The 24756-nt window shown below is 73.4% G+C and carries 21 protein-coding genes; 10 read left to right on the forward strand and 11 right to left on the reverse strand.

Translation table 11 applies throughout. The features are described 5' to 3' along the window. Positions 1 to 125: 125 nt before the first annotated feature. The 7 genes from FB454_RS05065 to FB454_RS05095 form a co-directional block, all read right to left on the reverse strand. The gene (locus tag FB454_RS05065; RefSeq protein ID WP_145822583.1) at positions 126 to 1640 is read right to left on the reverse strand and encodes a trypsin-like peptidase domain-containing protein; all 1515 of its coding nucleotides are present in this window, start codon (positions 1638 to 1640) and stop codon (positions 126 to 128) included. Between the two features lie 62 nt (positions 1641 to 1702). Then, positions 1703 to 3259, reverse strand: coding sequence for a sensor histidine kinase (locus FB454_RS05070; protein ID WP_013475292.1), 1557 nt, complete (start codon positions 3257 to 3259; stop codon positions 1703 to 1705). Then, positions 3256 to 3957: a response regulator transcription factor gene (locus tag FB454_RS05075; protein WP_030271847.1), complete on the reverse strand. Its 702-nt coding sequence runs from the start codon at positions 3955 to 3957 to the stop codon at positions 3256 to 3258. Before FB454_RS05075 ends, FB454_RS05070 begins: the two co-directional genes overlap by 4 nt. Positions 3958 to 4021: 64 nt before the next feature. After that, positions 4022 to 4642 carry a PadR family transcriptional regulator gene (locus tag FB454_RS05080; RefSeq protein WP_030271849.1) on the reverse strand — a complete coding sequence of 207 codons (621 nt, stop codon included), beginning with the start codon at positions 4640 to 4642 and terminating at the stop codon, positions 4022 to 4024. Then, entirely contained in the window at positions 4639 to 5469 is an 831-nt protein-coding gene (locus FB454_RS05085; RefSeq protein WP_013475290.1) for a DUF4097 family beta strand repeat-containing protein, read from the reverse strand. Before FB454_RS05085 ends, FB454_RS05080 begins: the two co-directional genes overlap by 4 nt. 124 nt (positions 5470 to 5593) lie before the next feature. Beyond that, complete coding sequence (locus tag FB454_RS05090) at positions 5594 to 6478, reverse strand: lysophospholipid acyltransferase family protein (RefSeq protein ID WP_091330855.1); 885 nt, start codon at positions 6476 to 6478, stop codon at positions 5594 to 5596. Next, the gene (locus FB454_RS05095) at positions 6475 to 7251 is read right to left on the reverse strand and encodes a GNAT family N-acetyltransferase (RefSeq protein WP_013475288.1); all 777 of its coding nucleotides are present in this window, start codon (positions 7249 to 7251) and stop codon (positions 6475 to 6477) included. Before FB454_RS05095 ends, FB454_RS05090 begins: the two co-directional genes overlap by 4 nt. Positions 7252 to 7424: 173 nt before the next feature. On the opposite strand from FB454_RS05095, the gene FB454_RS05100 reads away from it, so the two are divergent. The 5 genes from FB454_RS05100 (at position 7425) to FB454_RS05120 (ending at position 14233) form a co-directional block, all read left to right on the forward strand. Then, positions 7425 to 8081: a hypothetical protein gene (locus FB454_RS05100; RefSeq protein ID WP_145822634.1), complete on the forward strand. Its 657-nt coding sequence runs from the start codon at positions 7425 to 7427 to the stop codon at positions 8079 to 8081. Positions 8082 to 8219: 138 nt separating this feature from the next. Next, on the forward strand, positions 8220 to 9161 hold the full coding sequence (locus FB454_RS05105) for an ABC transporter ATP-binding protein (RefSeq protein WP_013288338.1): 942 nt from the start codon (positions 8220 to 8222) through the stop codon (positions 9159 to 9161). Continuing rightward, on the forward strand, positions 9158 to 9985 hold the full coding sequence (locus FB454_RS05110) for an ABC transporter permease (RefSeq protein ID WP_013288339.1): 828 nt from the start codon (positions 9158 to 9160) through the stop codon (positions 9983 to 9985). The genes FB454_RS05105 and FB454_RS05110 overlap by 4 nt, the downstream gene beginning before the upstream one ends. Positions 9986 to 10243: 258 nt before the next feature. Beyond that, entirely contained in the window at positions 10244 to 13987 is a 3744-nt protein-coding gene (locus FB454_RS05115; protein ID WP_145822584.1) for a multifunctional oxoglutarate decarboxylase/oxoglutarate dehydrogenase thiamine pyrophosphate-binding subunit/dihydrolipoyllysine-residue succinyltransferase subunit, read from the forward strand. Positions 13988 to 14053: 66 nt separating this feature from the next. After that, positions 14054 to 14233: a DUF6104 family protein gene (locus FB454_RS05120; RefSeq protein WP_013288341.1), complete on the forward strand. Its 180-nt coding sequence runs from the start codon at positions 14054 to 14056 to the stop codon at positions 14231 to 14233. 35 nt (positions 14234 to 14268) lie between these two features. On the opposite strand, the gene FB454_RS05125 is transcribed toward FB454_RS05120, so the two are convergent. After that, on the reverse strand, positions 14269 to 16599 hold the full coding sequence (locus FB454_RS05125) for a bifunctional polysaccharide deacetylase/glycosyltransferase family 2 protein (protein ID WP_145822585.1): 2331 nt from the start codon (positions 16597 to 16599) through the stop codon (positions 14269 to 14271). Continuing rightward, entirely contained in the window at positions 16592 to 17125 is a 534-nt protein-coding gene (locus FB454_RS34770) for a hypothetical protein (RefSeq protein ID WP_186461532.1), read from the reverse strand. The genes FB454_RS05125 and FB454_RS34770 overlap by 8 nt, the downstream gene beginning before the upstream one ends. A gap of 93 nt (positions 17126 to 17218) precedes the next feature. Here FB454_RS34770 and pta point away from each other — a divergent pair, with 93 nt between their 5' ends. Both pta and FB454_RS05140 read left to right on the forward strand, forming a co-directional pair. After that, the gene (gene pta / locus FB454_RS05135) at positions 17219 to 19294 is read left to right on the forward strand and encodes a phosphate acetyltransferase (protein WP_085985949.1); all 2076 of its coding nucleotides are present in this window, start codon (positions 17219 to 17221) and stop codon (positions 19292 to 19294) included. Beyond that, positions 19291 to 20403: an acetate/propionate family kinase gene (locus tag FB454_RS05140; protein WP_145822587.1), complete on the forward strand. Its 1113-nt coding sequence runs from the start codon at positions 19291 to 19293 to the stop codon at positions 20401 to 20403. Before pta ends, FB454_RS05140 begins: the two co-directional genes overlap by 4 nt. 59 nt (positions 20404 to 20462) lie before the next feature. On the opposite strand, the gene FB454_RS34775 is transcribed toward FB454_RS05140, so the two are convergent. Beyond that, complete coding sequence (locus FB454_RS34775; protein WP_186461534.1) at positions 20463 to 20636, reverse strand: hypothetical protein; 174 nt, start codon at positions 20634 to 20636, stop codon at positions 20463 to 20465. Between the two features lie 181 nt (positions 20637 to 20817). Between FB454_RS34775 and FB454_RS05145 the strand changes: the two genes are divergently transcribed. The 3 genes from FB454_RS05145 to FB454_RS05155 all read left to right on the forward strand — a co-directional run bounded on the left by FB454_RS05145 (position 20818) and on the right by FB454_RS05155 (position 23650). After that, positions 20818 to 21936, forward strand: a complete 1119-nt coding sequence (locus FB454_RS05145; protein ID WP_047894697.1) for an alpha/beta hydrolase family protein — start codon at positions 20818 to 20820, stop codon at positions 21934 to 21936. A 165-nt stretch (positions 21937 to 22101) separates the two neighbouring features. Beyond that, complete coding sequence (locus FB454_RS05150; RefSeq protein WP_145822588.1) at positions 22102 to 22644, forward strand: nucleotidyltransferase domain-containing protein; 543 nt, start codon at positions 22102 to 22104, stop codon at positions 22642 to 22644. 40 nt (positions 22645 to 22684) lie between these two features. Next, positions 22685 to 23650: an alpha/beta hydrolase gene (locus tag FB454_RS05155; RefSeq protein ID WP_145822589.1), complete on the forward strand. Its 966-nt coding sequence runs from the start codon at positions 22685 to 22687 to the stop codon at positions 23648 to 23650. Between the two features lie 78 nt (positions 23651 to 23728). On the opposite strand, the gene FB454_RS05160 is transcribed toward FB454_RS05155, so the two are convergent. Continuing rightward, positions 23729 to 24691, reverse strand: coding sequence for a zinc-binding dehydrogenase (locus tag FB454_RS05160; protein ID WP_049800099.1), 963 nt, complete (start codon positions 24689 to 24691; stop codon positions 23729 to 23731). Positions 24692 to 24756: the final 65 nt, after the last annotated feature.

The following is a 24756-nucleotide window of genomic DNA, read 5'->3' on the forward strand; positions in this document are numbered from 1 at the left end:
GCGCGGGGGGGGGGGGGGGGCCCCCCCGCGGGGGGGGGCCCCCCCGGGGGGGGGGGGGGGGGGCCCCCCCCCCCCCCCCGGGGCCCCCCCCCCCCCCCGCCCGGGAGGGAGGCAGGTCCTCGGGACTATGACGTCTCGGCGAGCGTCACGGTTGCGTTCTCGGTGGATCCGTTTCGCTTGTACTGCACCTCGACCCGGTCACCGACCTTGCCGGCCTGCACGGCGCCGACCAGGTCGTTCGAGTCGTTGATCACCTTGTCGCCGAACTTGGTGATCACGTCGCCGCGCTGGATCCCGGCCTTCTCGGCGGGGCTGCCGGGCGTGACCGCGGCGACCAGCGCGCCGCCGTCCTCGGCGCCGTTCACGCTCACCCCGAGCGAGGGGTGGCTGATCTTCTCGCCGCGCTGGAGCTTCTCGGCCACGTTCTTGGCCTTGTTGCTCGGGATGGCGAAGCCCACGCCGATGTTTCCGGTGCTGCCCTGCCCGGCGGTGGCGATGGCGGTGTTGATGCCGATCACCTCGCCCCGGGTGTTGACGAGCGCGCCGCCGGAGTTGCCCGGGTTGATCGGGGCGTCGGTCTGGAGCAGGCCTGAGATCGAGCTGGCGCCCTGCTGCGGGTTCTGCTGGCCGCCCTCCCCCGCCTGGATGGTGCGGTCGCGGGCGCTGAGGATGCCGGCGGTGACCGAGCCCTGGAGGCCGAGCGGGCTGCCCAGGGCGAGCACCTGGTCACCGACCTGCATGGCGTCGCTGTCGCCGAACTTGGCCGCCTTCAGGTTGCTGACGCCACTGGCCTGGACCACAGCGAGGTCGGTCTTCGGGTCGGTGCCGACGATCTTCGCGGAGGCGCTCTTGCCGTCGGCGAAGACCACCCGCACGGTGTCGCCGCCGGCGCCGGCGACGACGTGGTTGTTGGTGAGCACGAACCCGTCGGCGCTGAGGATCACCCCGGAGCCCTCACCGCTGTTCGTCATGATCGTGACGATGCTGTCCTGGACGGAGGCCGCGATCTTGGGCAGGTCGGCGCTGTTGATCACCGGCGCGGCGGAGTAGGTGCGGGTGGGACCGTCCCCGTCGAGCGCGAGGGCGAGCGCGCCACCGGCCGCGCCGGAGCCGAGCATCAGGACCAGCGCCAGCGCGCCCGCGCCGACGAACTTCCCGGCCCGGCTGGGGCGTGCCGGCTGCTGCGGGCCCCACTGCGGCATCGGCTGCCCGGGCTGGTACGACTGGTATCCCTGCTGCGTCTGGTACGGCTGTGCCTGGTACGACGGCACCGGCCCACCGTGCTGCCTGGACGGGTAGCCCGCGGCGGTCTGCTGGTTCCAGCCGCCCTGCTGGTGCTGCTGCCCGTACCAGGGGTGCGGCTGCCCCGAGGCCGGGTACGGCGGCGCGGACGGCGTCGCCGGCTGCGGCGGGTACGGCCCGGCGGGCGCGGTGTTTCCGGCGCTCACCGCCGGGTTCGTGTGCCCGGCGGGCGTGCTGGTTCCGGCGGCCGGGGAGTCGGCCGGAACCGACGCCGCGGCCGGGGTGCTGGAGGAGTCCGACGTCCCGCTCTCGACGCGGGGCAGCTCGGCGGTGTGGTGCGACGGCTCGGCGTCGGCGGGGGCCGGCGACCGCTGCGGATCGGTCTCGTGGTCGGTCATGCCATCAGCTTTCCCCGTAGCACTGTCACCAGCCTGTAATCCGCCTGGAAGTTTTCTGAATGTCACTCGCCGGGCTCGGGCTCCTCGGGCAGCAGCGGCAGCTTCACCCGGAAGGTCGCCCCTCCGCCCGGTGTCTCCGCCACCTCGACGGTGCCGTGGTGCGCGGCGACGAGCGCGGCCACGATGGCCAGGCCGAGGCCGGTGCTGATCGGCCCGCCGGCCCGGCGGGTACGGGCGGCGTCCACCCGGTAGAACCGCTCGAAGACCCGTTCGGCCTGCTCCGGGGTGAGGCCGGGACCGGTGTCCGCCACCTCCACCACGGCGAGGTTGCCCGCCTCGGCCCGCAGCCGCAGCGTCACCGAGGTGTCCGGCGGCGTGTGGGTGAGCGCGTTCGTCATCAGGTTGCCGATCACCTGGCGCAGGCGCGCGTCGTCGCCGAGCACCACCAGCGGCCCGGCGCCCGGTTCCCGCTCCAGCTCGATCCGCCGGTCCGGGGCGACCACCCGGGCCGCCTCGACCGCGTCGGACGCCAGCACCGGCAGCTCGACCGGGGCCAGCGCGATCGGCCGTTCCCGGTCCATCCGCGCCAGCAGCAGCAGGTCCTCCACCAGCAGACCCATCCGGGACGCCTCGTCCTCGATGCGGCGCAGCAGGTCGGCGGTCTGCTCCGGCGCACGCGCCGCGCCCTGGCGGTACAGCTCGGCGAAGCCCCGGATGGTGGTCAGCGGCGTGCGCAGCTCGTGCGAGGCGTCGGCGATGAACTGCCGCATCCGCTCCTCGGACCGGCGGGCCCGCGCCTCCGACGCCTGCGCGTACGCGGCGGCGTCCCGCGCGCCCATCTCGGCGCTGCGCGCCGCCGCCTCGGAGGCGGCCCGCGCGGTGAACGCGGCCTCGATCTGCGCGAGCATCGCGTTGAGCGCCCGGGACAGGCGGCCCAGCTCCGAGGTGGGGCACGGCCGCCCCATCTCCGGGTCGGGCACCCGCCGGGTCAGGTCGCCGCCGGCGATGGCGGCCGCCGTACGCTCTATCTCCACCAGCGGCTTCAGGCTGGTACGGACGATCCCGGCGCCCACCGACGCCAGCGAGATCAGCACCGCGCCGCCGACCAGGAGGTCTATCCAGACCAGCCGGCCGACCGCGGAGTCTACGCCGGTGAGGTGCTGCCCGAGCGCGATGATCCGCCCGTCGGGCAGGGCGGTGTAGAGCATCCGCCACCGGCTGCGGCCGTCCTCGGAGCGCACGGTGAACGGGTCGCCCACCCGCTCCTGGTAGCCCGCGTAGTCGGCGGGGAACCGGGGCAGTTCCTCTTCGCGCAGGCCCTCGTAGCGCGTCGGCTCCTCCGGCAGCTCACCGGGCGCCATGACGGACGCCACGTAGTCCGACGGAATGGTGATCTTGATCCCGCCGCCGCCGGCCTTGTCGAGCGTGTTGGCCACCGTGTACGCGCCGCCGCGGAGCTGGTCGTCCGCCTGCCCGATCAGATAGTTCCGCAGCAGGAACGCCGTCAGGCCGCTGATCACCACCAGCGCCACAGCCACGAGCGCGAGGACCGCGGCGACGAGCTTCAGCCGGAGCGGGACGCTGCGCAGCCTGCCCTTCGCGTCGTGGACGACGTTCACGCCGCCGGCTTGCGGAGCACGTATCCCACTCCCCTGAGCGTGTGGATCAGCCGGGGCTGGGTGTTGTCGACCTTGCGCCGCAGGTACGAGATGTAGGACTCGACGATGTTGTCGTCACCGCGGAAGTCGTAGTTCCAGACGTGGTCGAGGATCTGCGCCTTGCTGAGCACCCGGTTGGCGTTGAGCATCAGGTAGCGCAGCAGCTTGAACTCGGTCGGCGACAGCTGCACCCGCTGGCCGGCCCGGTGCACCTCGTGGGTCTCCTCGTCCAGCTCCAGGTCGGCGAAGGTGAGGCGGGACGGGGCCTGCTCACCGGTCGCGGTACGCCGCAGCACGGCCCGGATACGGGCGGTCAGCTCCTCCAGGCTGAACGGCTTGGTGACGTAGTCGTCGCCGCCCAGGGTGAGCCCGCGGATCTTGTCGTCGGTGGCGTCACGCGCGGTCAGGAACACCACAGGGGTACGCGTACCGCCCTCGCGCAGCATCCGGATGACCTCGAAGCCGTCCAGGTCGGGCAGCATCACGTCGAGCACCACCAGGTCGGGCCGGTGGTCCTTGGCGGCGTTGAGTGCGGCGCTGCCGCTGGTCGCGGTGGCCACGTCGAAGCCCGCGAAGCGCAGGCTCGCGGAGAGCAGTTCGAGGATGTTGGGATCGTCCTCGACGACGAGAAGCCGGGCCTCGGTCTGGGTAGCCGCCATGGCACCCATCATCCGTGCTCCGGCTGCGGCCGCGCTGGGTGCTCCCTGGAAACAACCTGTGAGATCAGCGGAGCAGCCGCCGCAGCCCTTCCAGCGCACCGTCGAGCAGCCGGATCGCGGTACGGAGCTGGTTGTCGCTGAGCCGCCGGGCCCGGACCAGCGCCCCGACCTCGACGGTGAACGCGGCGAGCCGCTGGTCGAAGTCGGCGAGCAGCGGCGACTCGTCCGGGCGGGCCGATCCCCCGTCGCCCGCCGGCCGGGTGGTCGCGGACGCCGTCCAGCCGCCCTGCCGGGTCTGCCGGGCCGCCTCGCGCAGCTCCCGCTTCAGGTCGCGCACCGATCCGCGTACCTCGGTGCGGATCTCACCGGCCAGCGCGGAGAGGTCCTCGACGGCGGCGCCGATGTCGCTCTCCAGCGTCGACAGCTCGTCGGCGCGCTGCCGCAGTTCGGCGCGGCCCGCCTCGGTGATCTCGTAGACCTTGCGCCCGCCCGCGGCGGTGTGCGTGACCAGCCCTTCCGCCTCCAGCCGTTGCAGGCGCGGGTAGATGGTGCCGGCGCTGGGCGCGTACAGGCCGAGGAAGCGCTCCTCCAGCAGACGGATCAGCTCGTAGCCGTGCTTCGGGCCGTCGTCGAGCAGCTTCAGCAGGTAGAGCCGGAGCCGGCCGTGGCTGAACACGGCGGTCACGGCACGTCCTCCACATGGTCGGCGGGCGCGACCGGGCGGGCGAGCAGCGCGATGCTGCCGGAGGTCGCGGAGGCCCAGAGCCTACCCGCACCCCCACCGAGCACACCGTGGCTGTCCTTGATCGAGCCCAGCCCGCGCCCACCGCCGTCCACCTGGGGGAAGCCGCTGGTGATCTTGCCGGAGGTGGTGTGCAGGTGCACTGTGAGGTCGCTGTCCTCGCGGACCCGCACGGTGATGCTGCCGGAGATGGCGCTGAGCCGGATCTCGCTGCCGCGCGGGTTGTCCAGGTCGCAGGTGATCGAGCCGGAGACGGCGTGCGCGCGGACCCGCTCGGGCGCGCTGTCGGCGAGGATCAGCTCACCGGAGACCGTCTCCAGGTCCAGGTCGCCGCCGATGCCGAGCGCCTCGACCGGCCCGGAGATGACCTTCGCGCTGGTGCGTCCCCGCAGACCGCGCAGCGTGACCTGCCCGGAGGTGACGTCGACCCGGGTCTCCCGGCGCAGCCCGGAGGCGACGAGCGCGCCGCTGACCACCGACAGGGTGGCGAGCACGTCCGGCGGAACGGCGACCGACACCTCGGCCCGGATCCGGTTGCCGAACCAGGAGAAGATGCCGAGCAGGCCGGGCTTGCGCTTGTGCCGGATCGTCAGCCGCCCGTCGCGTACCTCGACGAGAAGCGGCCGGCTGCTGATCCGGGTCACGTCGACCCGGGCCGGACCGTCGGCGCCGACCACGTTCAGCCGGCCGCTGATCAGTTCGGCGTCGAGCCGGGTGATCGGCTCGTCCAGCGTGATGCGCTGCGGGTTGTCGACCGTCCAACTGGCCATGACACGCTCCCCTCGTCGGCGTACCGGCCCACGGCACGCCAGGTGTTGCGAGGAGCATAACGCGATACATCGCGACTGAACAAGACACTATCGCGACTATGTCGCGTCCCCGACGACTGAGCGGTCAGGCCGCCAGGTCGAGCTGGGTCGCGAGCACGGGACGCGGGGCCGGACGGACCGCGGCCTCGGCGATCCGGGCCAGCGCCCGGCGGTCCGCGCCCTCGGCCGGGTGCAGCGCGGCGCTCAGCGTCACCGACACGGTCAGGTCCCGGGCGGCGAGCACCCGGCGCATCGACGCCCAGAGCGTCTCCTCGCCGAGGAAGGCGGGCAGCGTGCTCGGGTCGCCCGCGTACCGGTAGCCCAGGCTCAACGGCACCACCGGCGCACCCGCCGCCACGGCGGCCTCGAACATCGCCGGGCGGAAGCCGCGGCTCGGGCGGCAGTCCGTCGCGGCGCCGCACCAGGTCGTACCCTCCGGGAACACCGCCACCGACCGCCCGGACCGCAGCGCGCCGGCCACCCGCGCGACGGTGGCCGGCAGGTCACGCGGCCGGGACCGGTCCACGAAGACGGTGCCCGCCGCGGCGGCCAGGGCACCCACCAGCGGCCAGCTCCGGACCTCGCGCTTCGCCAGCATCCGGGCCGGCGACACGGCGATCACCGCCAGGACGTCCAGCCAGGACACGTGGTTGGCGACCAGCAGCGCGCGCCCGCGCGGCGCCCGGCCGCGGACCAGCAGACGCACCCCGAGGGTACGCAGCGTCCACCGCGCCCAGCCCCGCAACGCGGCCCGGCCCCGGGCGGCGGGCAGCACCGGCAGCAGCGCGACCAGGCCCGTCCCGGCCAGGAGCATTCCGAGTACGCCGAGCAGCCGCCCGGCCCGGCGCAGCCACGACACGTCCGGGGCGGCGTGCGGCGGCAGACAGTCCGGCCCGCAGCCCGAGGCGGGCCGCCACAGGCCCTCCCCGGCAACCGGACCGGCCGCCCACGGCTCGGCGGCGGCGGTCACGACCCGGCCTCGCCGAGGAAGTGCCGCAGGTAGCGCGGGTTCATCCGGTCCAGCGAGAACAGCACGTAGAAGTCGGCGCAGCCGAAGTCCCTGTCGTACGCGGGCTCGCCGGCCACCCAGGCGCCCAGCCGCAGGTAGCCGCGCAGCAGCGGCGGCACGAGCGCCCGGCGTCGCGCCGGGGTGAGCGCGGCGAGGTCGGCGGCGGGCGCCTCGGCGAACCAGGGCCGGCGCGGGGTGACCCGCAGCAGCGGCGGGGCGAGGTGCCGGGCGGTGACCTCGGCCCACACCTGCGCGGCGGCGGTCCCGCCGTCGGCGACCGGCACCGAGGCGCAGCCACCGAGCCAGCGGGCGCCGCGCAGGTGCAGGTAGCGGCAGATCCCGGCCCACATGAGGTTGATCACGGCGCCGGTGCGGTGGTCCGGGTGGACGCAGGAGCGGCCCGCCTCGACCAGGTCGTCGCGGAGCGGGGCGAGCGGGCCCAGGTCGAACTCGGCGTCGGCGTACCGGCGGTCGGTGCGGCCGGGCGGCAGCAGCCGGTACGTGCCGACGACCTCCCCGGTCCCCTCGTGCAGCACCACCAGGTGGTCGCAGTACGCGTCGAACCCGTCGGTGTCGAGCCCGGTGGCGGCGGTCGGCAGGGTGGCGCCGAGTTCGCCGGCGAACACCTCGTGGCGCAGGCGTTGCGCGGCCGCGACCAGTGTCGGGTCGTCGGCGATCAGCAGGGTGTAACCGCTGGTCGTGAGCGGTGCGCCAGCGGCGTGCAGAACGGCCATGACTCCTGTGTAGGTGCCCCGGGTTGCCACCGGGCGGGATGAGGGGTGTCGATCCGGTGAACGCCGGTCGGCGGTGGCGTGCGAACCGGGACGGCCGGGACGGGACCGGCGTGTGCGAGGCTGCCGGGCGGACCGCCCGCGACGGCGCCGGCGGAGGGGAACCGGAGGTGCACATGCTGGTCGAGGCCCGCTTCCAGGGGCCGGACGGCTCCGGCAACGGCGGCTGGAGCGCCGGGATCTTCGCCGCGCTGATCGACGACCGGGGCCCGGTGGAGGTCACGTTGCGCCGGCCGCCGCCGCTGGACACGCCGCTGACCGCCGCCGACGGCGAGGTACGCGATCCGGACGGACACCTGATCGCCCAGGTACGCCGGGTCGAACCGGTCGACGCGGTGGTGCCGCCGGTGGACCGGGCGACGGCGGCCGACGCCGCGCGGGCGTACCCCGGTCTGGTCGACCACCCCTTCCCCCGCTGCTACGTCTGCGGCCCGGCGAACCCGGACGGGCTGCGGATCTTCCCCGGGCGGCTGCCGGACGGGCGGACCGCCGCGCCGTTCCGCGCGCCGGCCGACGTGGTGCCCTCGACTGTGTGGGCGGCGCTGGACTGCCCGGGTGGCTGGGCGGTGCTCGCGCCCGGCCGGCCGTACGTGCTGGGGCGGATCGCCGCGCAGGTCACGGCGCTGCCACGGCCCGGCGACGAGTGCGTGGTGACGGGCCTCGCGGTCGGCGGTGAGGGACGCAAGGCCGAGGTGCACACCAGCCTGTACGGTTCGGACGGCGCGCTGCTCGGCCGCGCCCGGGCCACCTGGGTGGCGCTGCCGACCCGGTGATCTCCTCCCTGAGGAGGACGGCGCGTACGCGTCCCGCCTGATTGACCCCCTTGCGCCGGGTTGGAAGGCTGTTGCCGGGTGCCCCCGCAACGGCGCCCCCACCGGCGCGCGACGAGCCCGCCGGGGCAGGAGAGGAGAATGATGTCCGACGGGCAGCCACGCCCCAGTGCCGGGACCGGCCAGATCATCGTGTCCGGCCTGACCAAGCAATACAAGACCGTCCGCGCGGTGGACAACCTGTCGTTCACGGTCGAGCCGGGCCGGGTCACCGGCTTCCTCGGCCCCAACGGCGCCGGTAAGACGACCACGCTGCGCATGCTGCTCAACCTGGTGACGCCGAGCGCCGGCACGGCCACCATCGGCGGCAGCAGGTACGCCGACCTGCCCGATCCGCTGCGTACGGTCGGCGCGGTGCTGGAGGCGTCCAGCGCGCACAAGGGCCGCACCGGCATCAACCACCTGCGGGTGATCTGCGCTGCGGCGGGCCTGCCGAAGGAGCGCGCCGACGAGGCGCTCGCCCTGGTCGGGCTCTCGCCCGCCGCCAAGCGCAAGTTCAAGGGCTACTCGCTCGGCATGAAGCAGCGGCTCGGCATCGCCGCCGCGATGCTCGGCAACCCGCAGGTGCTGATCCTGGACGAGCCGGCCAACGGCCTGGACCCGGAGGGCATCCGCTGGATGCGCGGCTTCCTCAAGGGGCTGGCCGCCGAGGGACGGACGGTGCTGGTCTCCAGCCACCTGCTCTCCGAGATGCAGCTGCTCGCCGACGACGTGGTGATCATCGCGGCCGGCAAGCTGGTCCGGCAGGGCCCGGTCGACCAGGTGATGGCGTCGATGACGCACGACGTGCGGGTGCGGGTGCGCACCCCGCAGGCCGACGAACTGACCGCGGCGCTGCGCGAGCAGTCGGCCGTCGTCGACACCGACCCGCACGGCGCGCTGCTGGTGACCGGCGTGGACGCGCCGGCTGTGGGCCGCGTCGCGCTGGCCGCCAAGGTCGAGCTGCACGAGCTGACCACCGAGCGCCCCGACCTCGAAGGGGTCTTCCTGGAGCTGACGGCCGGAAAGGCGGAGATCCGATGACGCTTGTCCGATCCGAACTGCTCAAGATCCGTACCACCAGCACCTGGTGGATCTTCGGGCTGATCAGCCTGGCGCTGTGGGCGCTCACGCTGTTCTTCAACTGGTTGCAGACCGAGGCGCTGGCCGGCGGGGACTTCGGCGAGGTGCCGGCCGACCAGTCCGACCAGTTGCAGGCCATCTCGGCCGCCGACAACCTGGCGGCCAACCTCTACACGAACGGCCAGTTCTTCGGGCTGCTCATCGTGCTGCTGCTGGGCATCGTGGTGGTGACCAGCGAGTTCTTCCACCAGACGGTGACCACCACGTTCCTCACCGCGCCGCACCGCACCGCTGTGATGCTGGCCAAGCTGGCCGCGGCCGGCGTGCTGGCGCTGCTGTTCTGGCTCGTCACCACGGTGCTGAACCTGGTCACCGCGCCGCTGATCCTCAGCTCGGTGGACGTCGGCTCGCAGCTCGGCAGCGGCGCCGTGTGGCGGGCGATCGCGCTCAACGGCCTGGCGTACCTGCTGTGGTCGGTGCTCGGCGTCGGGCTCGGCGTGCTGATCCGCAGCCAGATCGGCGCCACCGTGACCGGCATCCTGTTCTACCTGGGCGGCGCGATCGGCGCGGTCATCGTCCTCAGCCTCCTCGCGGCGCGGTACGGCGACTGGATCAACAAGCTCCAGCTGCTGGTCCCGTCGCTGGCCTCCGGGCTCATGGTCGGCGGTGACACGGACATCCCTGGTAACCCGCCGCAGTGGGCCGGCGCCCTGGTGCTGATCGGGTACGCGGTGGTGGCCGGCGCGATCGGCGTGGCCACGATCCGCAAGCGCGACATCTCCTGACCTCGCGTCGGGGACGGACCCCGGTCGGTGACGGACGTCATCGGCCGGGGTCTCGCTCGTCTAGCAGGAGTCGACGGATCACGCAGCGTTTGCCGAACTTCTGGCATCTTCTGTGAAACGGACCACCAGCCGGAGGCGAGAATGCCTGCGCGCAGCGCACGGCGTAGCCTTGGCATCGGTTTACCCAGCGTCGGCAACCGGGGGTCACCGGGGGCCACCGTGACATTCACAACCGCGTGAAAGAGGCGATTAGCGGCCGTGTCGACCCAGCAGACTTCGCAGGAGAACCCACTGGCGGGTTTCGGCCCGAACGAGTGGATCGTCGAGGAGATGTACCAGCGTTACCTCGCCGACCCCTCGAGCGTCGATTCGGCCTGGCACGACTTCTTCGCCGACTACCGGCCGGCCCCGGGCGCCGCCACACCGCGCCCGGACGGGCAGGCCAAGCCGGCCGCGAAGCCGGAGCCGGCCGAGCAGCAGGAGGCGGTGGCGACCGTCACCGCGCAGCCCGCCAAGACCGAGCCGAAGGCCGCCCCCAAGGCCGCGCCCGCTCCGGCCAAGCCCGCCGCCAAGCCGGCGGCGAAGGCGCCCGAGCCGGCCAAGAAGTCCGCCCCGGCCAAGCCGGCCGCCAAGGCGCCGACCGCGAGCGCCGCGGGCACCACGCCGCTGCGCGGCGTCGCCGCCAAGATCGTGCAGAACATGGACGCGTCGCTCGCCGTCCCGACCGCCACGAGCGTGCGCGCCGTCCCGGCCAAGCTGCTCGTCGACAACCGCATCGTGATCAACAACCACCTGACCCGCGGTCGCGGTGGCAAGGTCAGCTTCACCCACCTGATCGGGTACGCGCTCGTCCGCGCGGTCGTCGAGCACCCGGAGATGAACAACTCCTTCGCCGAGGTCGACGGCAAGCCGGCGATGGTCCGCCCGGAGCACGTCAACCTGGGCATCGCGATCGACCTGGTCAAGCCGGACGGCTCGCGCAACCTGGTGGTGCCGTCCATCAAGGGCTGCGAGCAGATGGACTTCCGGCAGTTCTGGCAGGCGTACGAGGACGTGGTCCGGCGCGCCCGCCGCAACGAGCTGACCATGGAGGACTACTCCGGCACCACGATCTCGCTCACCAACCCGGGCGGCATCGGCACGGTGCACTCGATCCCGCGCCTGATGCAGGGGCAGAGCGCCATCATCGGCGTCGGCGCGATGGAATACCCGGCCCCCTACCAGGGCATGAGCGAGGCCACCCTGGCCGAGAACGCGGTCAGCAAGGTCATCACGCTGACCAGCACGTACGACCACCGGATCATCCAGGGCGCGCAGTCCGGCGAGTTCCTGAAGGTCATGCACGAGCTGCTGCTCGGCGAGCGCGGCTTCTACGACGACATCTTCACCTCGCTGCGGATCCCGTACGAGCCGGTGCGCTGGATGCGCGACGTGGCCGTCGACAGCGAGGGCCAGATCAACAAGACCGCTCGGGTGCACGAGCTGATCCACGCGTACCGGGTGCGCGGCCACCTGATGGCCGACACCGACCCGCTGGAGTTCAAGATCCGTAAGCACCCGGACCTGGACGTGCTCCAGCACGGGCTCACGCTCTGGGACCTCGACCGCGTCTTCCCGGTCAACGGCTTCGCCGGCCAGCAGCGGATGAAGCTGCGGTCGATCCTCGGCGTGCTGCGCGACTCGTACTGCCGCCGGGTCGGCATCGAGTACATGCACATCCAGGACCCGGAGGAGCGGCGCTGGATCCAGGAGCGGGTCGAGCGCAAGTACGAGAAGCCCAGCTCCGACGAGCAGAAGCACGTGCTGAACCGGCTCAACGCCGCCGAGGCGTTCGAGACGTTCCTCCAGACCAAGTACGTCGGCCAGAAGCGCTTCTCGCTGGAGGGCGGCGAGTCGCTGATCCCGCTGCTCGGCGAGGTGCTGGAGTGCTCCGCCGAGGCCGGGCTGGACGAGGTCGTCATCGGCATGGCCCACCGCGGCCGGCTCAACGTGCTGGCGAACATCGTCGGCAAGCCGTACGAGAAGATCTTCTCCGAGTTCGAGGGGCACCTCGACCCGCGGTCCACGCAGGGCTCGGGCGACGTGAAGTACCACCTCGGCCAGAACGGCAAGTTCACCACCCCGGACGGCGAGCACGCGGTCAAGGTGTCGGTGGTGGCGAACCCGTCGCACCTGGAGGCCGTGGACCCGGTGCTGGAGGGCATCGTCCGGGCCAAGCAGGACCGCATCGACCTCAAGCTGGAGGGCTACACCGTGCTGCCGCTGGCGGTGCACGGTGACGCCGCCTTCGCCGGCCAGGGCGTTGTGGCCGAGACGCTCAACCTGTCCCAGCTGCGCGGCTACCGCACCGGCGGCACCGTGCACGTGGTCGTCAACAACCAGGTCGGCTTCACCACCGCCCCGGAGTACAGCCGGTCCAGCCTCTACAGCACCGACGTGGCCCGGATGATCCAGGCGCCGATCTTCCACGTGAACGGCGACGACCCGGAGGCCGTGGTCCGGGTGGCCCGGCTCGCGTTCGAGTACCGGCAGGCGTTCAACAAGGACGTCGTGATCGACATGGTCTGCTACCGCCGGCGCGGGCACAACGAGGGCGACGACCCGTCGATGTCCAACCCGGAGATGTACAAGATCATCGACTCGAAGCGGTCCGTCCGGAAGCTCTACACCGAGGAGCTGATCGGGCGCGGCGACATCACCGTGGAGGACGCGGAGGAGCTGCTGCGCGACTACCAGGGGCAGCTTGAGCGGGTCTTCAAGGCCACCCGGGACGCCGCGACCACCCCGCGTCAGCTCAGCCGCCCGGCGCGGGAGGAGGAGCCGGAGCCGCAGGTCGACACCGCCACCGACGCCGCAGTGGTCAAGGCGATCGGCGAGGCGCACGTCAACCTGCCGGAGGGCTTCACCCCGCACAAGCGGATCCAGCAGCTGCTGGAGCGGCGCCGCAAGATGTCCGTCGAGGGCGGCATCGACTGGGGCTTCGCCGAGATCATCGCGTTCGGCACGCTGCTGCACGACGGGGTCACCGTCCGGCTCGCCGGGCAGGACTCGCGCCGCGGCACGTTCGTCCAGCGGCACGCCTCGGTGGTCGACGCCAAGACCGGCGAGGACTACCTGCCGCTGAAGTCGCTCACCGCCGACGGCGAGCGGTCGCGCTTCTTCGTCCACGACTCGCTGCTCTCCGAGTACGCGGCCATGGGCTTCGAGTACGGCTACTCGGTGGAGAACATCAACGCGCTGGTGGCCTGGGAGGCCCAGTTCGGTGACTTCGTCAACGGCGCCCAGTCGGTGATCGACGAGTTCATCTCCTCCGGCGAGGTGAAGTGGGGCCAGCGCTCCGCGGTGACCCTGCTGCTGCCGCACGGCCACGAGGGCCAGGGCCCGGACCACACCTCCGGCCGCCCGGAGCGGTTCCTCCAGCTCTGCGCCGAGGACAACATGCGGGTGGCCATCCCGACCACCCCGGCGAACTACTTCCACCTGCTGCGCCGCCAGGCCCTGTCGCCCAAGCGCAAGCCGCTGGTGGTGTTCACGCCGAAGTCGCTGCTGCGGCACAAGCTCTGCGTGTCGCCGGTGGAGGACTTCACCACCGGGACGTTCCAGCCGGTGCTGGCCGACACCGCGGCTCCGGCGCCGGAGCAGGTGAAGCGGGTGCTGCTCTGCTCGGGCAAGGTCTACTACGACCTGTTCCAGGCCCGGCAGGAGCGGGGCGTCACCGACACCGCGATCATCCGGATGGAGCAGCTCTACCCGCTGCCCGTCGAGGAGGTCCGGGCCGCGCTGGCGCAGTACCCGAACGCCGAGGACTTCGCCTGGGTCCAGGAGGAGCCGGCCAACCAGGGCGCCTGGTCGTTCGTCGCGCTCAACCTGCTGGAGCACCTGCCCGAGGTCCGGCTGCGCCGCATCTCCCGCCCGGCCGCCGCCGCCCCGGCGGTCGGCTCGGCGAAGATGCACGAGGTCGAGCAGAACGCGCTGATCGAGGCGGCTCTCCCCCGCCCGTGACATCACCGGCAGCGGCCCGTCCCGACCCGGGGCGGGCCGCTGCCGTACGACGACGAGAGGAACACCGTGTACTTCACCGACCGTGGCATCGAGGAGCTGGTCGAGCGCCGTGGCGACGAGCAGGTCAGCATGGAGTGGCTGGGCGAGCGGCTGCGTGACTTCATCGATCTGAACCCGGAGTTCGAGACCCCGATCGAGCGGTTCGCCACCTGGCTGGCCCGCCTCGACGACCCGGACGACGACTGACCGGGCGACGGACCGACGCACCGCGCGGCCGGGTCTCAGCCGGTCGCGCCCCGCCCGGCGACCCGGAGGTCTCCGGTACGCCGCAGCTTCTGCCAGCCGAGCCGGCCGCCCGTCAGCGCGGTGCCGACGGCCTGGAGCAGCACCAGGTACATCACCTGCCGGTAGACGAACTGCTGCAACGGCAGCACCCAGAGCACGCCGAGCTTCTCCCGGTCCAGCCGGAAGGCGAGCACCGCGGTGAGGAGCTGGAGCGCGAGCATCGCCAGCCAGGCCACCACCGTGTCGCTGCGATCCAGGAAGATCAGCCCGTAGATCGCGAGCAGGTCGATCACCGGTGCGGCCAGCGGCAGCAGCACGCCGAACAGCGTCAGGAACGACAGGCACCGGCGGCCGAACCGGCCCGACGGACCGCTGTCGATCACCGAGCGCCGGTGCTTCCACATCGCCTGGAGGGTGCCGTAGCTCCACCGGTACCGCTGCTTCCACAGCTGGCCGACGGTGGTCGGGGCCTCGGTCCAGGCGCGGGCGCTCTCCTCGTACACGATGTGCCAGCCGGCCCGGCCGAGGGCGATGGTGACGTCGGTGTCCTCGGCCAGCGTGTCGTCGGTCATGCCGCCCACCTGCTCCAGCGCCTGGCGCCGGAACGCGCCGATCGCACCCGGGACGGTGGGCATGCAGCGCAGCGTCTCGTAGAGGCGGCGGTCGAGGTTGAAGCCGATGACGTACTCGATGTGCTGCCACTTGGCGATCAGGCCGCGGCGGTTGCCGACCTTGACGTTGCCGGCGACCACGCCGACCCGGGGGTCGGCGAACGGCTGGACCAGCCGGCGCACCGAGTCCGGCTCGAAGATCGTGTCGCCGTCGACCATGACGATCAGGTCGTGCCGGGCCAGCGCGACACCCGTGTTCAGCGCACTCGGCTTGCCGCCGTTGGGCTTGCGCACGACCCGGACGTTCGGCAGGCGCAGCGCCGCCACGATGTCGGCGGTGCCGTCGGTCGAGCCGTCGTCGACCACCACCACCTCGATGCCGCCGGGGTGGTCGCCCAGGGCCAGCGAGCGGACCGCCGCGGCGATGCCCTCCCGCTCGTTGTACGCGGGGACGATCACCGAGACCGGTTCGGTGACCGGCGGCCCCCAGGACCAGTCGCGGCGACGGCGGCGGGCCGCGTGCCGTGGTGCCAGGACGAACAGCAGCAGGGCCCGGCCGACGGTGAGCACCCCGACGAGCACGAAGAAGACGCCGAGCATCCCGAACATGCCGTCTGCCACGCGTACCGCGCCGACCAGCACGTGTCCCCGCCACCGCTCGTCGAGCGGGGCCGCCGTCTGCCCGCCGACCGGGCCTGATACGCCTGCCGCCGCGAACGTCTGGTTGAGCCCTTCGCTGACCGTGGTGAAGCGGTAGCCGCGCTCCAGCATCATCGGGATGTACCGGTCCAGCGCGGCCACGGTGCCGGACCGGTCGCCGCCCGCGTCGTGCCAGAGCGCGATCGTGCCGGCCGTCCCGTCCGGCGTGGCGTTGGCGACCATCTCCTCGACCGACGGAAGCTCCCAGTCCCGGCTGTCGACGTCGTTGACCACTGTGAGGTAGCCCAGTTCGCCGGCCTGCCGCAGCATCGGCCAGTCCCGGTCGGTGTAGGCGTCCGCGCGGGACGAGTACGGGAACCGCAGCAGCGACGGCCGGACGCCTGTGGTGCTGGCGACGGCGAGCTGCGTCTGCGCGTACTCCAGTTCCCGCCGCCAGTCCGGCAGCGCGGCGAGGTCGGGATGGGTGAACGTGTGCACGCCCAGCTCGTGTCCCTCGGTCACCAGCCGGCGGGTCACCTCCGGGTTGCGGACGACCTGTGAGCCGATGACGAAGAAGGTGCCCTTCACCTGGTACTTGTCCAGGACGCGCAGCACCTCCGGCGTCCACCGCGGGTCGGGCCCGTCGTCGAAGGTGAGCGCGACGGTACGCGGCGGCAGCCGGTGCGACTGGGTCCGGCCCTCCGCGCCGACGTTGACGATCGGGCCGCCCCCGATGACCGAGCTGGGGACCTCCCGCTGGCTGCCGGGCGTCACCCGGTTGTCGGGCACGAACGCGGCGTTCGTGTACGCCTCGACGACCAGCAGACCGGCCAGGACGACCACGACCATGGTGACCAGGGCCCAGCTCGGCCGGGGCAGCAGACGCCGCCCACGGGACCGGCGCGCGCCGGGGATCTGCCGCGCGCCGGGGGTCTGCCGGACGTCCAGCACGACTGTGGACGCGTCGTCCGGCCGCCGCCCGGCCCGGTGCCGGCGGGCGGCGTGCACGCGGCGCGGGTCCAGTGGGGCGGTGGGCTGGTCACCTGTCGACGGGCGGGCGGGCGCCTCGTCACTCATCGGCGGGATCGGCCGGCGCGACGGGGTCGGCGGGCGGGTCGACGACCGGCGGTGGATCGACAGCGGGTGGCGGCGGCACCTCGGCAGTGGGGGCGGTGGGCGGCGCGGTGGTGGCCGCCGGGGTGGTCCGCGGCACGGTCGGGGCGGTCCGGGTCGGCCGTGGGTACCGAGGGCTCGGCGAGGCCGTGGCGGCGGGGGCGACGGAGGTGGCCGGCACCCGCACCGGAGCGGTCCGGACGTCGGCGGGCGCGTCCGGCGTGGGACGGGTCACAGCGGGCGCGGGCGACGCCGGCGGGTTCGGCGAGGGCAGCCGCTGCTCGCTGGTCGGCTCGACGAACGGGATGACGCTGTCCGGGGCGATCGGCCCGCCGGCGAAGCTGACCCCGACCATGACCGTGTAGACCACACCCGCCGCGCCGGCGCAGTAGGCGAGACGGCGCAGCCGCCGGCGTCGCCGTCCGCTCGGGTCGACGAAGACGGGGGGCGATTCCGGTACGACGGGAATCAGTGCGGTCGGGCCATCCACGCGGCAAGTGTAGATGCGAAAAAGTCCCGCCTTCTCCCCTGGCTAGCCGGTGTGACCAGGCAGAACGGGCAGCACTGACCTCGATCTTGTAGGTTGGGTGCCGTGGCGCGCAGCGTGTACCTGACCGGCGTTGGTTCGGGCGGGGGAAAATCGACAGTGGCGCTCGGCCTGGCCGAGTTGTTGTCCCGCCAGGTGGAACGGATAGGTGCGTTCCGGCCGCTCGTCGCCGGTGACGGCACCGACCCGATCCTCGCCCTGCTCACCGAGCGCTACCGGATGGAACTGCCGGTCGACGAGCTGTACGGCGCCACGTACGCCGAGGCGAGCGCGCTCGTCGCGGACGGCCGCCGGGAGGAGCTGATCTCCCGGATCGTCACCCGCTACCGGGAGGTCGAGCGGCGCTGCCCGGCGATAGTGGTGGTCGGCAGCGACTTCGCCTACGGCGACGGCACCGGTCCCCGTGAGCTGGCCTTCAACGCCCGGCTGGCGACCGAGTTCGGCAGCGTCGTGGTGCCCGTCGTGGACGGGTTCGGGCAGACGCCCGACACGATCGCGGCGGCGCTGCGCGGCGCGTACCACGATCTGGCCGACCTCGGCGCGACGGTGATCGCGGCGCTGGCCAACCGCGTGCCGGAGCCGATGACGCTGCCCGAGCTGCCGGTGCCCGCGTACGCGATCCCCGAGGTGCCGACCGTGTCGGCGCCGACGGTGGCCGAGGTGGCGGCGGCGCTGCACGGCACGGTGCTCACCGGCGACGAGACCGCACTCGACCGCGACGTGCTCGACTACGTGGTGGGCGCGGCGCACGTGCCGACGCTGCTGGACCACCTCACCGACGGGGCGCTGGTGATCACCCCGGGCGACCGGGCGGACCTGCTGGTCGCCGCCGGCGCCGCGCACGTGGCCGGGCAGGTGTCGCTGGCCGGGCTGGTGCTCACGCTCGGCGAGCAGCCCGATCCGCGGGCCATGCGCCTGGTCGAGCGGATGAACACCGGGCTCCCCGTGCTGTCGGTGCCGAGCGACAGCTACGACACGGTGGCCGCGTCCAGCCGGATCGAGGGCCGCCCCAGCACCGCCAACCCGCGCAAGGTCGAGGCCGCGCTCGGCGCGTTCGAACGCTGCGTGGACACCGACGACCTGGCCCGCCGGCTGCGGGTCAGCCGGTCCGCGCGGGTCACCCCGCTGATGTTCGAGAACGACCTGATCGACAGGGCCCGCGCCCGGCGCCGCCGGCTGGTGCTGCCCGAGGGCGCCGACGAGCGGATCCTGCGCGCGACCGAGGTGCTGCTGCGCCGGGGCGTCGCCGAGATCACCCTGCTCGGCCGCCCGGACGAGATCGCCCGGCGGACCCGGGAGCTGGGCGTCGACCTCGGTGACGCCCAGGTCGTCGACCCGGTGACCAGCCCGTGGCGGGACGAGTTCGCGCAGGCGTACGCGCAGTTGCGCGCCCACCGCGGCGTCACCGTGGAGCTGGCGCACGACATCGTGGCGCAGCCCAACTACTTCGGCACGATGATGGTGCAGACCGGTCATGCCGACGGCATGGTCTCCGGCGCCACCCACACCACAGCCGCCACCATCCGCCCGGCCTTCGAGATCATCCGGACCGTGCCCGGCGTCTCCGTCGCCTCCAGCGTCTTCTTCATGCTGCTCGCCGACCGGGTGCTGGTGTACGGCGACTGCGCCGTCAACCCCGACCCCGACGCCGACCAGCTCGCCGACATCGCCATCTCGTCGGCCGACACGGCGGCCCGGTTCGGCATCGAGCCGCGGGTGGCGATGCTGTCGTACTCCACCGGCAGCTCCGGCGCCGGCGCCGACGTGGAGAAGGTCGCGGCGGCCACCAAGCTGGTCCGGGAACGCCGGCCGGACCTGCTGGTCGAGGGCCCGATCCAGTACGACGCCGCGATCGACCCGCAGGTGGCAGCCACCAAGCTGCCGGACAGCCCGGTCGCGGGGCGGGCCACGGTGTTCATCTTCCCGGACCTGAACACGGGCAACAACACGTACAAGGCGGTGCAGCGGTCGGCCGGGGCGGTGGCGGTCGGGCCGGTCATGCAGGGCCTGCGGCGGCCGGTGAACGACCTGTCCCGCGGCGCCACAGTGCCGGACATCGTCAACACGGTGGCGATCACCGCCATCCAGGCCGCCGCGGAGGCGTCGGAATGAGCCGCATCCTGGTCCTCAACAGCGGATCCTCGTCGGTCAAGTACCGGCTGTACGACGGCGACGACGTCCTGGACAAGGGCACGGTCGAACGGATCGGCGAACCCGGCGGCGGGCCGGCCGACCACGAGAGCGCGGTCCGGGAGATCATCGGCCGGCTCGACCTGACCGGGCTGACCGGCGTCGGCCACCGGGTGGTGCACGGCGGGCGGAAGTTCAGCGCGCCGGTACGCATCGACGACGCGGTCGTCGCCGCGATCGAGGATCTGGTGCCGCTCGCGCCGCTGCACAACCCGGCCAACCTCGCCGGCATCCGGGTGGCCCGGGAGGCGCTGCCGGACGTCCCGCAGGTGGCGGTCTTCGACACCGCGTTCCACCACACGCTGCCCGAGGCCGCCGCCACGTACGCGATCGACAAGGCCACCGCCGAGCGGTACGGGGTGCGCCGCTACGGCTTCCACGGCACCTCGCACGCGTACGTCTCGCGTCGCGTCGCCGACCTGCTCGACCGCCCGTACGACCAGCTCAACACGATCACGCTGCATCTGGGCAACGGGGCGAGCGCGTGCGCCGTCCAGGGTGGGCGCAGCGTGGCCACCTCGATGGGCATGTCCCCGCTGGAGGGCCTGGTGATGGGCACCCGCAGCGGCGACCTCGACCCGACAGTCATCTTCCACCTGCGCCGCGAGGGCGGCATGGTGGTGGACGACATCGACGACCTGCTCAACCACCGCAGCGGCCTGCTCGGGCTGACCGGCGTCAACGACATGCGCGAGGTGCTGGCCCGCCGCGACGCCGGTGACCCGGACGCGACGCTGGCGTTCGACGTCTACTGCCGCCGGATCACCGGTTACGTCGGCGCGTACTACGCGCTGCTCGGCCGGGTCGACGCGATCGCGTTCACCGCCGGGGTCGGCGAGCACGCCGCGCCGGTACGGGCGGCGTCGCTGGCCGGGCTGGAGCGGCTCGGTGTCGCCGTCGACCCGGCGCGCAACGACGGCCACGGCGACCGGCTCGTCTCCCCCGACGGCGCGGAGGTGGCGGTGCTGGTGGTCGGCACCGACGAGGAGCGGGAGATCGCCCGCGAGACCCGCGAGGTGCTCGCCGTCTGACCGCCCGGCCCTCCGCGCGGCCGGGCCGGATCAGCCACGGTCAGCCCGGGTCAGCCGGGTCAGCCCAGGGCGATCCAGGCGACCAGGGCGACCACCACGACGGCGGCGACGGCCACGCCGGCGATCAGCGGCAGGCGGGACGACGCCGACGCCGACGCGGCCGGCTCGGGAGAATCGACGAAAGCGCGGAACTGCGCGGTGTTGCCACTCGGGTCGGTGTAGTTCTCAGCCATGCGGCTGACCCTAGCGAAGCCGACCGGACCGGAATGTCCCGCCGGGCCGCCACCTGCGGATCCGGGTGGCGGGATCGGGCAAACCCGGCCACCCGGTGGAGGCGGGAGCCGCCCGGGTGGCGGCACCGACCGGCCCGGACGGCGGGCGCGGGCCGACCGCTCGGCTGCCTACCGTGCAGGTGTGAGGGGGCAGCGGCTGGTCGCCGCGCTGATGACGGCGCTGCTGGCCGGTTGCGGCCCGGCCGTGGCCACGCCCGACCCGGTCCCGGCCGCCGTCGGGCCCGCGCCGGAGCGCCCGTACTCGGTCGGGATGCGACAGTTCACGCTCGACCCGGACGGCAGGCGGCCGCTGCCGGTCACCGTCTGGTACCCGGCGCAACCACCGTCTCCCGCACGGCCGCACACGGCCGGCCCCGGCCCGACTGGTTCCGGCTCGGCCGGCCCTGGCTCGGCCGGTCCTCCTTCGGCCGGCCCTGGCTCGGCAGGTGCCGATCAGGCGCCGGTCCTGCCGGGCCCGCGCGGGCCGCGCGCTTCCTCCCTGCCGTCCGTCGTCGCGGCTCCCTCCGGACGCGCCACACCGGCGAGCCCCGGACCGCGTGTGCGGCCGGGTGCGCCGTTCGCGGCCGGACGCTTCCCGGTGGTCCTCTACAGCCACGGGCTGCGCAGCCTGCCCGCCCTGCACGCCGCGCTGACCACCCGCTGGGCCGCCGCCGGGTTCGTGGTGGTCGCACCCACCTATCCGCGTACGAACCAGCGCGCCCGCGCCTACACCCGCGACGACGTGCGCAACCAGCCCGCCGACGCCTGGCGACTGATCCGTCATCTGGTCCGGCTGGGCGCCCGCCACGGGGATCCGCTCGGCGCGCACATGGCCGTGGACCGGTTCGCCGCCGCCGGGCACTCGGCCGGCGGGCACACCACGCTCGGCATGTTCGCCTCCGGGCAGCCGTCCCCGGTACGGGCCGGAATCGTGATCGCCGGTGGCCGGATGGTCGCCGGGCTCTCCCGCCCACTCGCACCGATGCTGTTCGTGCACGGGAGCGCCGACCGGATCGTGCCGGAGTCGATCGGCCGGGCCGCGTACGCCCGCTGCCTCGGGCCGGCCGCCTTCCTGAGCCTCACCGGCCAGGGCCACGGCGAGTACCTGACGCCGGGACGGCCCGGCTTCGCCCAGGTGCTCGCCACCACCACCGACTTCCTGCGCTGGACGCTCTACGCCGACCGCGCCGCCCTGCACCGCCTCCCCACCGACGCGACAGCGCCCGGCACCACCCTCACCACCCGCGCCCTCCCCACCTGAAGCGTCCGCCTCCCACCCCCCACCTCCCACCCTCCCCCTTGTCCCGTCGATCATGAAGTTGACGGCGTCCGCTGTCCGGTTTGTCGCCGCCAACTTCATGATCGACCGGGTCTGGGCGGGGGTGAGGGTCTGGGCGGGCAGCGGGGTCCGGGCGGGGTGGGTAGCGTGCGCGGGGTGGACGGGGTGGCGGGTCGGCAGCTGGGGGCCATTCGGGAGGTCGTCGACGTCGCCGGCGCGTGCGGGATCGACGTGTGGCTGCGCGGGGGCTGGGCGATGGACTTCCACCTCGGCGAGGTGACCCGTCCGCATGTCGACGTCGACTGGTACTGCTGGCGGCGCGACGCCGAGACGCTGGCCGACCGGCTCGGCGCGCTCGGCTGGCGCCCCGACCCCCGGATGCCCGCCACGACGCAACTCGACCTGCTGCGCGACGACGTCGAGCTGAGCTTCGCGTACCTCGACCGGGACGCGGACGGCCGGGTCGTCGTCGGCGCCGGACCGTGGGCGGGCACCGCCCTGCCGGAAGGCATGCTGGCCGGGCCGCCCGGCCGGATCGGCCCGCTCGCGGCACCGGTGATCAGCGTCGCCGCGCAGATCGAGTTCAAGGAGATGTTCCCGGTCTGGATGCCGGAACGCCAGCGCCGGGCCAAGGACGCCGCCGACCTGGCTCGTCTCCGGGCGTCAGCGGGCGGTCACCCGCCGCGCTGACCGGGCCTGGCCGCCGCGATCGCGAGGCACAATCGAGTTCATGCGCCGTCGTCCCGCCGCCCTGATCACCGCCGCCGTGCTCGGCGCCGCCCTCACCGGCTGCTCGGAGCAGCCCACCGCCCCGGCCGGGCGGCCCGCCCCCGACGCCCCACCGACCAGTGCCACGCCGGCGCCGCGCGTAACCGCCGGCAAGGCGCCCACGGAGAGCTTCGCGGTCGGCGTACGCCAGGTGAAGCTGAACCGCGACGGCGACCGGCCGTTGCCGGTGACGCTCTGGTACCCGGCGGCGGGCGCGGCCGGTGGCGCGGTCGAACGTTCCGCCCCGGCGGCGGACGGGCGGTTCCCGGTGGTGCTGTTCAGCCACGGGCTCAGCGCCCGGCCGGAGGACTACCAGGCGCTGCTGACCCGCTGGGCGGCGGCCGGGTTCGTGGTCGCCGCGCCGCGTTTCCCGCACACCTCCCGGGGCACCGACGGCAACCCGCTGGACGTGCTCAACCAGCCGGCCGACGTGTCGTACGTGCTGACGCGCGTGCTCGCGCTCGGCGAGAAGGCGGGCGATCCGCTGCGCGGCCGGCTGGACCCGGAGCGGGTGGCCGCGACCGGGCACAGCGCCGGTGGCGTGACCACGATCGGGCTGTTCACCGCGGGCCGGGACGAGCGGCTGGACGCGGGCATCGTCTTCGCCGGCACCGCGCTCGGTGTGGGCACCGCGTTCGCCGGCGCCGCCGCGCCGCAGCTGTTCGTGCACGGCGAGGCCGACGAGGTGGTGTCGTACGCCGCCGGCAAGGCCGTGTACGACGTGGTGCCGTGGCCGAAGGCGATGCTCAGCCTGCCGAAGGGTGACCACGGCCGGGCGCTGCTCGGCGACGGCAAGGCGCTGGGCGTGGTCGCCGACACCACTGTCGAGTTCCTCCGCTGGACGCTCTACGGCGACCCGGCGGCGAAGAAGCGCCTCCCGGCCGACGCCGCCCGGGGCAACCTGGCCACCCTCGACGACCGCCTGTAAGGAAGGGCCCCTTCTTAACGTCTCCGGTAGAGAAGGGGCCCCTTCTTAACACGCCGCCCGCGCCGCGCGCCGTCCGCGTCAGGCGGTGTGGTCGACGACCACCTTGCCGAAGACGTCGCCGGAGTGCAGCCGGGCGAACGCCTCGGAGATCTCGCTGAACGGCACCACCCGGTCGACCACCGGGCGCACCTCGTGCTCGGCGCAGAACGCGAGCAGCTCGGTCAGCTCGTCCGGGGTGCCCATCGAGGTGCCGAGGATCTCCAGCTGCATGGCGAAGACCCGCCGCAGGTTGATCTTGGGCTCGTGCCCGGAGGTGGCGCCGGAGACCACGATCCGGGCCGTCGGGGCGGCCGACTTGAGCGAGTGGTCGAAGGTGGCCGCGCCGACCGTCTCGATCACCACGTCGACCCGTTCCGGCAACCGCGCGCCGGGTTCCAGCGCGGTCGCGCCCAGCTCGGCGATCCGTTCCCGCTTGGCGGCGTCGCGGCTGGTCGCGTACACCCGCTTGCCGAGCGCGACGCCGAGCGCGACGGCCGCGGTGGCCACGCCACCGCCGGCGCCCTGGACCAGCACCGACTCGCCGTCGGCGACCCGGCCCTTGGTGGTCAGCATCCGCCACGCAGTGAGCCAGGCCGTGGGCAGGCACGCCGCGTCGGTGGCCGACAGGCCGTCGGGCAGCGGCAGCAGGTTCATCCGGGGTACGGCGACACGCTCGGCGAACGTGCCCTGGTAGTGCTCGGAGAGGATGGAGACCCCGCGCGGGTCACCGGGGGTGGGCACCACCGGGTAGATGACCACCTCGTTGCCGTCCGGGTCGGTGCCGACCGCGTCGCAGCCCAGGATCATCGGGAGCTGGCCGGCGGTCAGGCCCACGCCGCGCAGCGACCATAGGTCGTGGTGGTTGAGCGAGCTGGCCCGGACCTGCACGGTGACCCAGTCGTCCTGCGGGTGGGTCGGCTCGGGACGGTCGCCGACGGCGAGCGCGGCGAGCGGGTTGTCGGCGTCGAAGGCCGAGGCATAGGCAGCACGCATGATCGGCACGGTAACAAGCTGAGCAGCAGTTAAGAAGGGGCCCTTCCTCTACCGGAGGCGTTAGGAAGGGCCCC

This window comes from Micromonospora sp. CNZ297 (assembly GCF_007827625.1).

Bases quoted from the DNA above. Each gene is read 5' to 3' on its own strand.
- FB454_RS05110 (WP_013288339.1), top strand. From the start codon at position 9,158: ATGACGCTTGTCCGATCCGAACTGCTCAAGATCCGTACCACCAGCACC.
- FB454_RS05105 (WP_013288338.1), top strand. From the start codon at position 8,220: ATGATGTCCGACGGGCAGCCACGCCCCAGTGCCGGGACCGGCCAGATC.
- FB454_RS05065 (WP_145822583.1), bottom strand. From the start codon at position 1,640: ATGACCGACCACGAGACCGATCCGCAGCGGTCGCCGGCCCCCGCCGAC.
- FB454_RS05125 (WP_145822585.1), bottom strand. From the start codon at position 16,599: ATGAGTGACGAGGCGCCCGCCCGCCCGTCGACAGGTGACCAGCCCACC.
- FB454_RS05075 (WP_030271847.1), bottom strand. From the start codon at position 3,957: ATGGCGGCTACCCAGACCGAGGCCCGGCTTCTCGTCGTCGAGGACGAT.
- FB454_RS05100 (WP_145822634.1), top strand. From the start codon at position 7,425: ATGCTGGTCGAGGCCCGCTTCCAGGGGCCGGACGGCTCCGGCAACGGC.
- FB454_RS05155 (WP_145822589.1), top strand. From the start codon at position 22,685: ATGCGCCGTCGTCCCGCCGCCCTGATCACCGCCGCCGTGCTCGGCGCC.
- FB454_RS05085 (WP_013475290.1), bottom strand. From the start codon at position 5,469: ATGGCCAGTTGGACGGTCGACAACCCGCAGCGCATCACGCTGGACGAG.
- FB454_RS05140 (WP_145822587.1), top strand. From the start codon at position 19,291: ATGAGCCGCATCCTGGTCCTCAACAGCGGATCCTCGTCGGTCAAGTAC.
- FB454_RS05095 (WP_013475288.1), bottom strand. From the start codon at position 7,251: ATGGCCGTTCTGCACGCCGCTGGCGCACCGCTCACGACCAGCGGTTAC.
- FB454_RS34775 (WP_186461534.1), bottom strand. From the start codon at position 20,636: ATGGCTGAGAACTACACCGACCCGAGTGGCAACACCGCGCAGTTCCGC.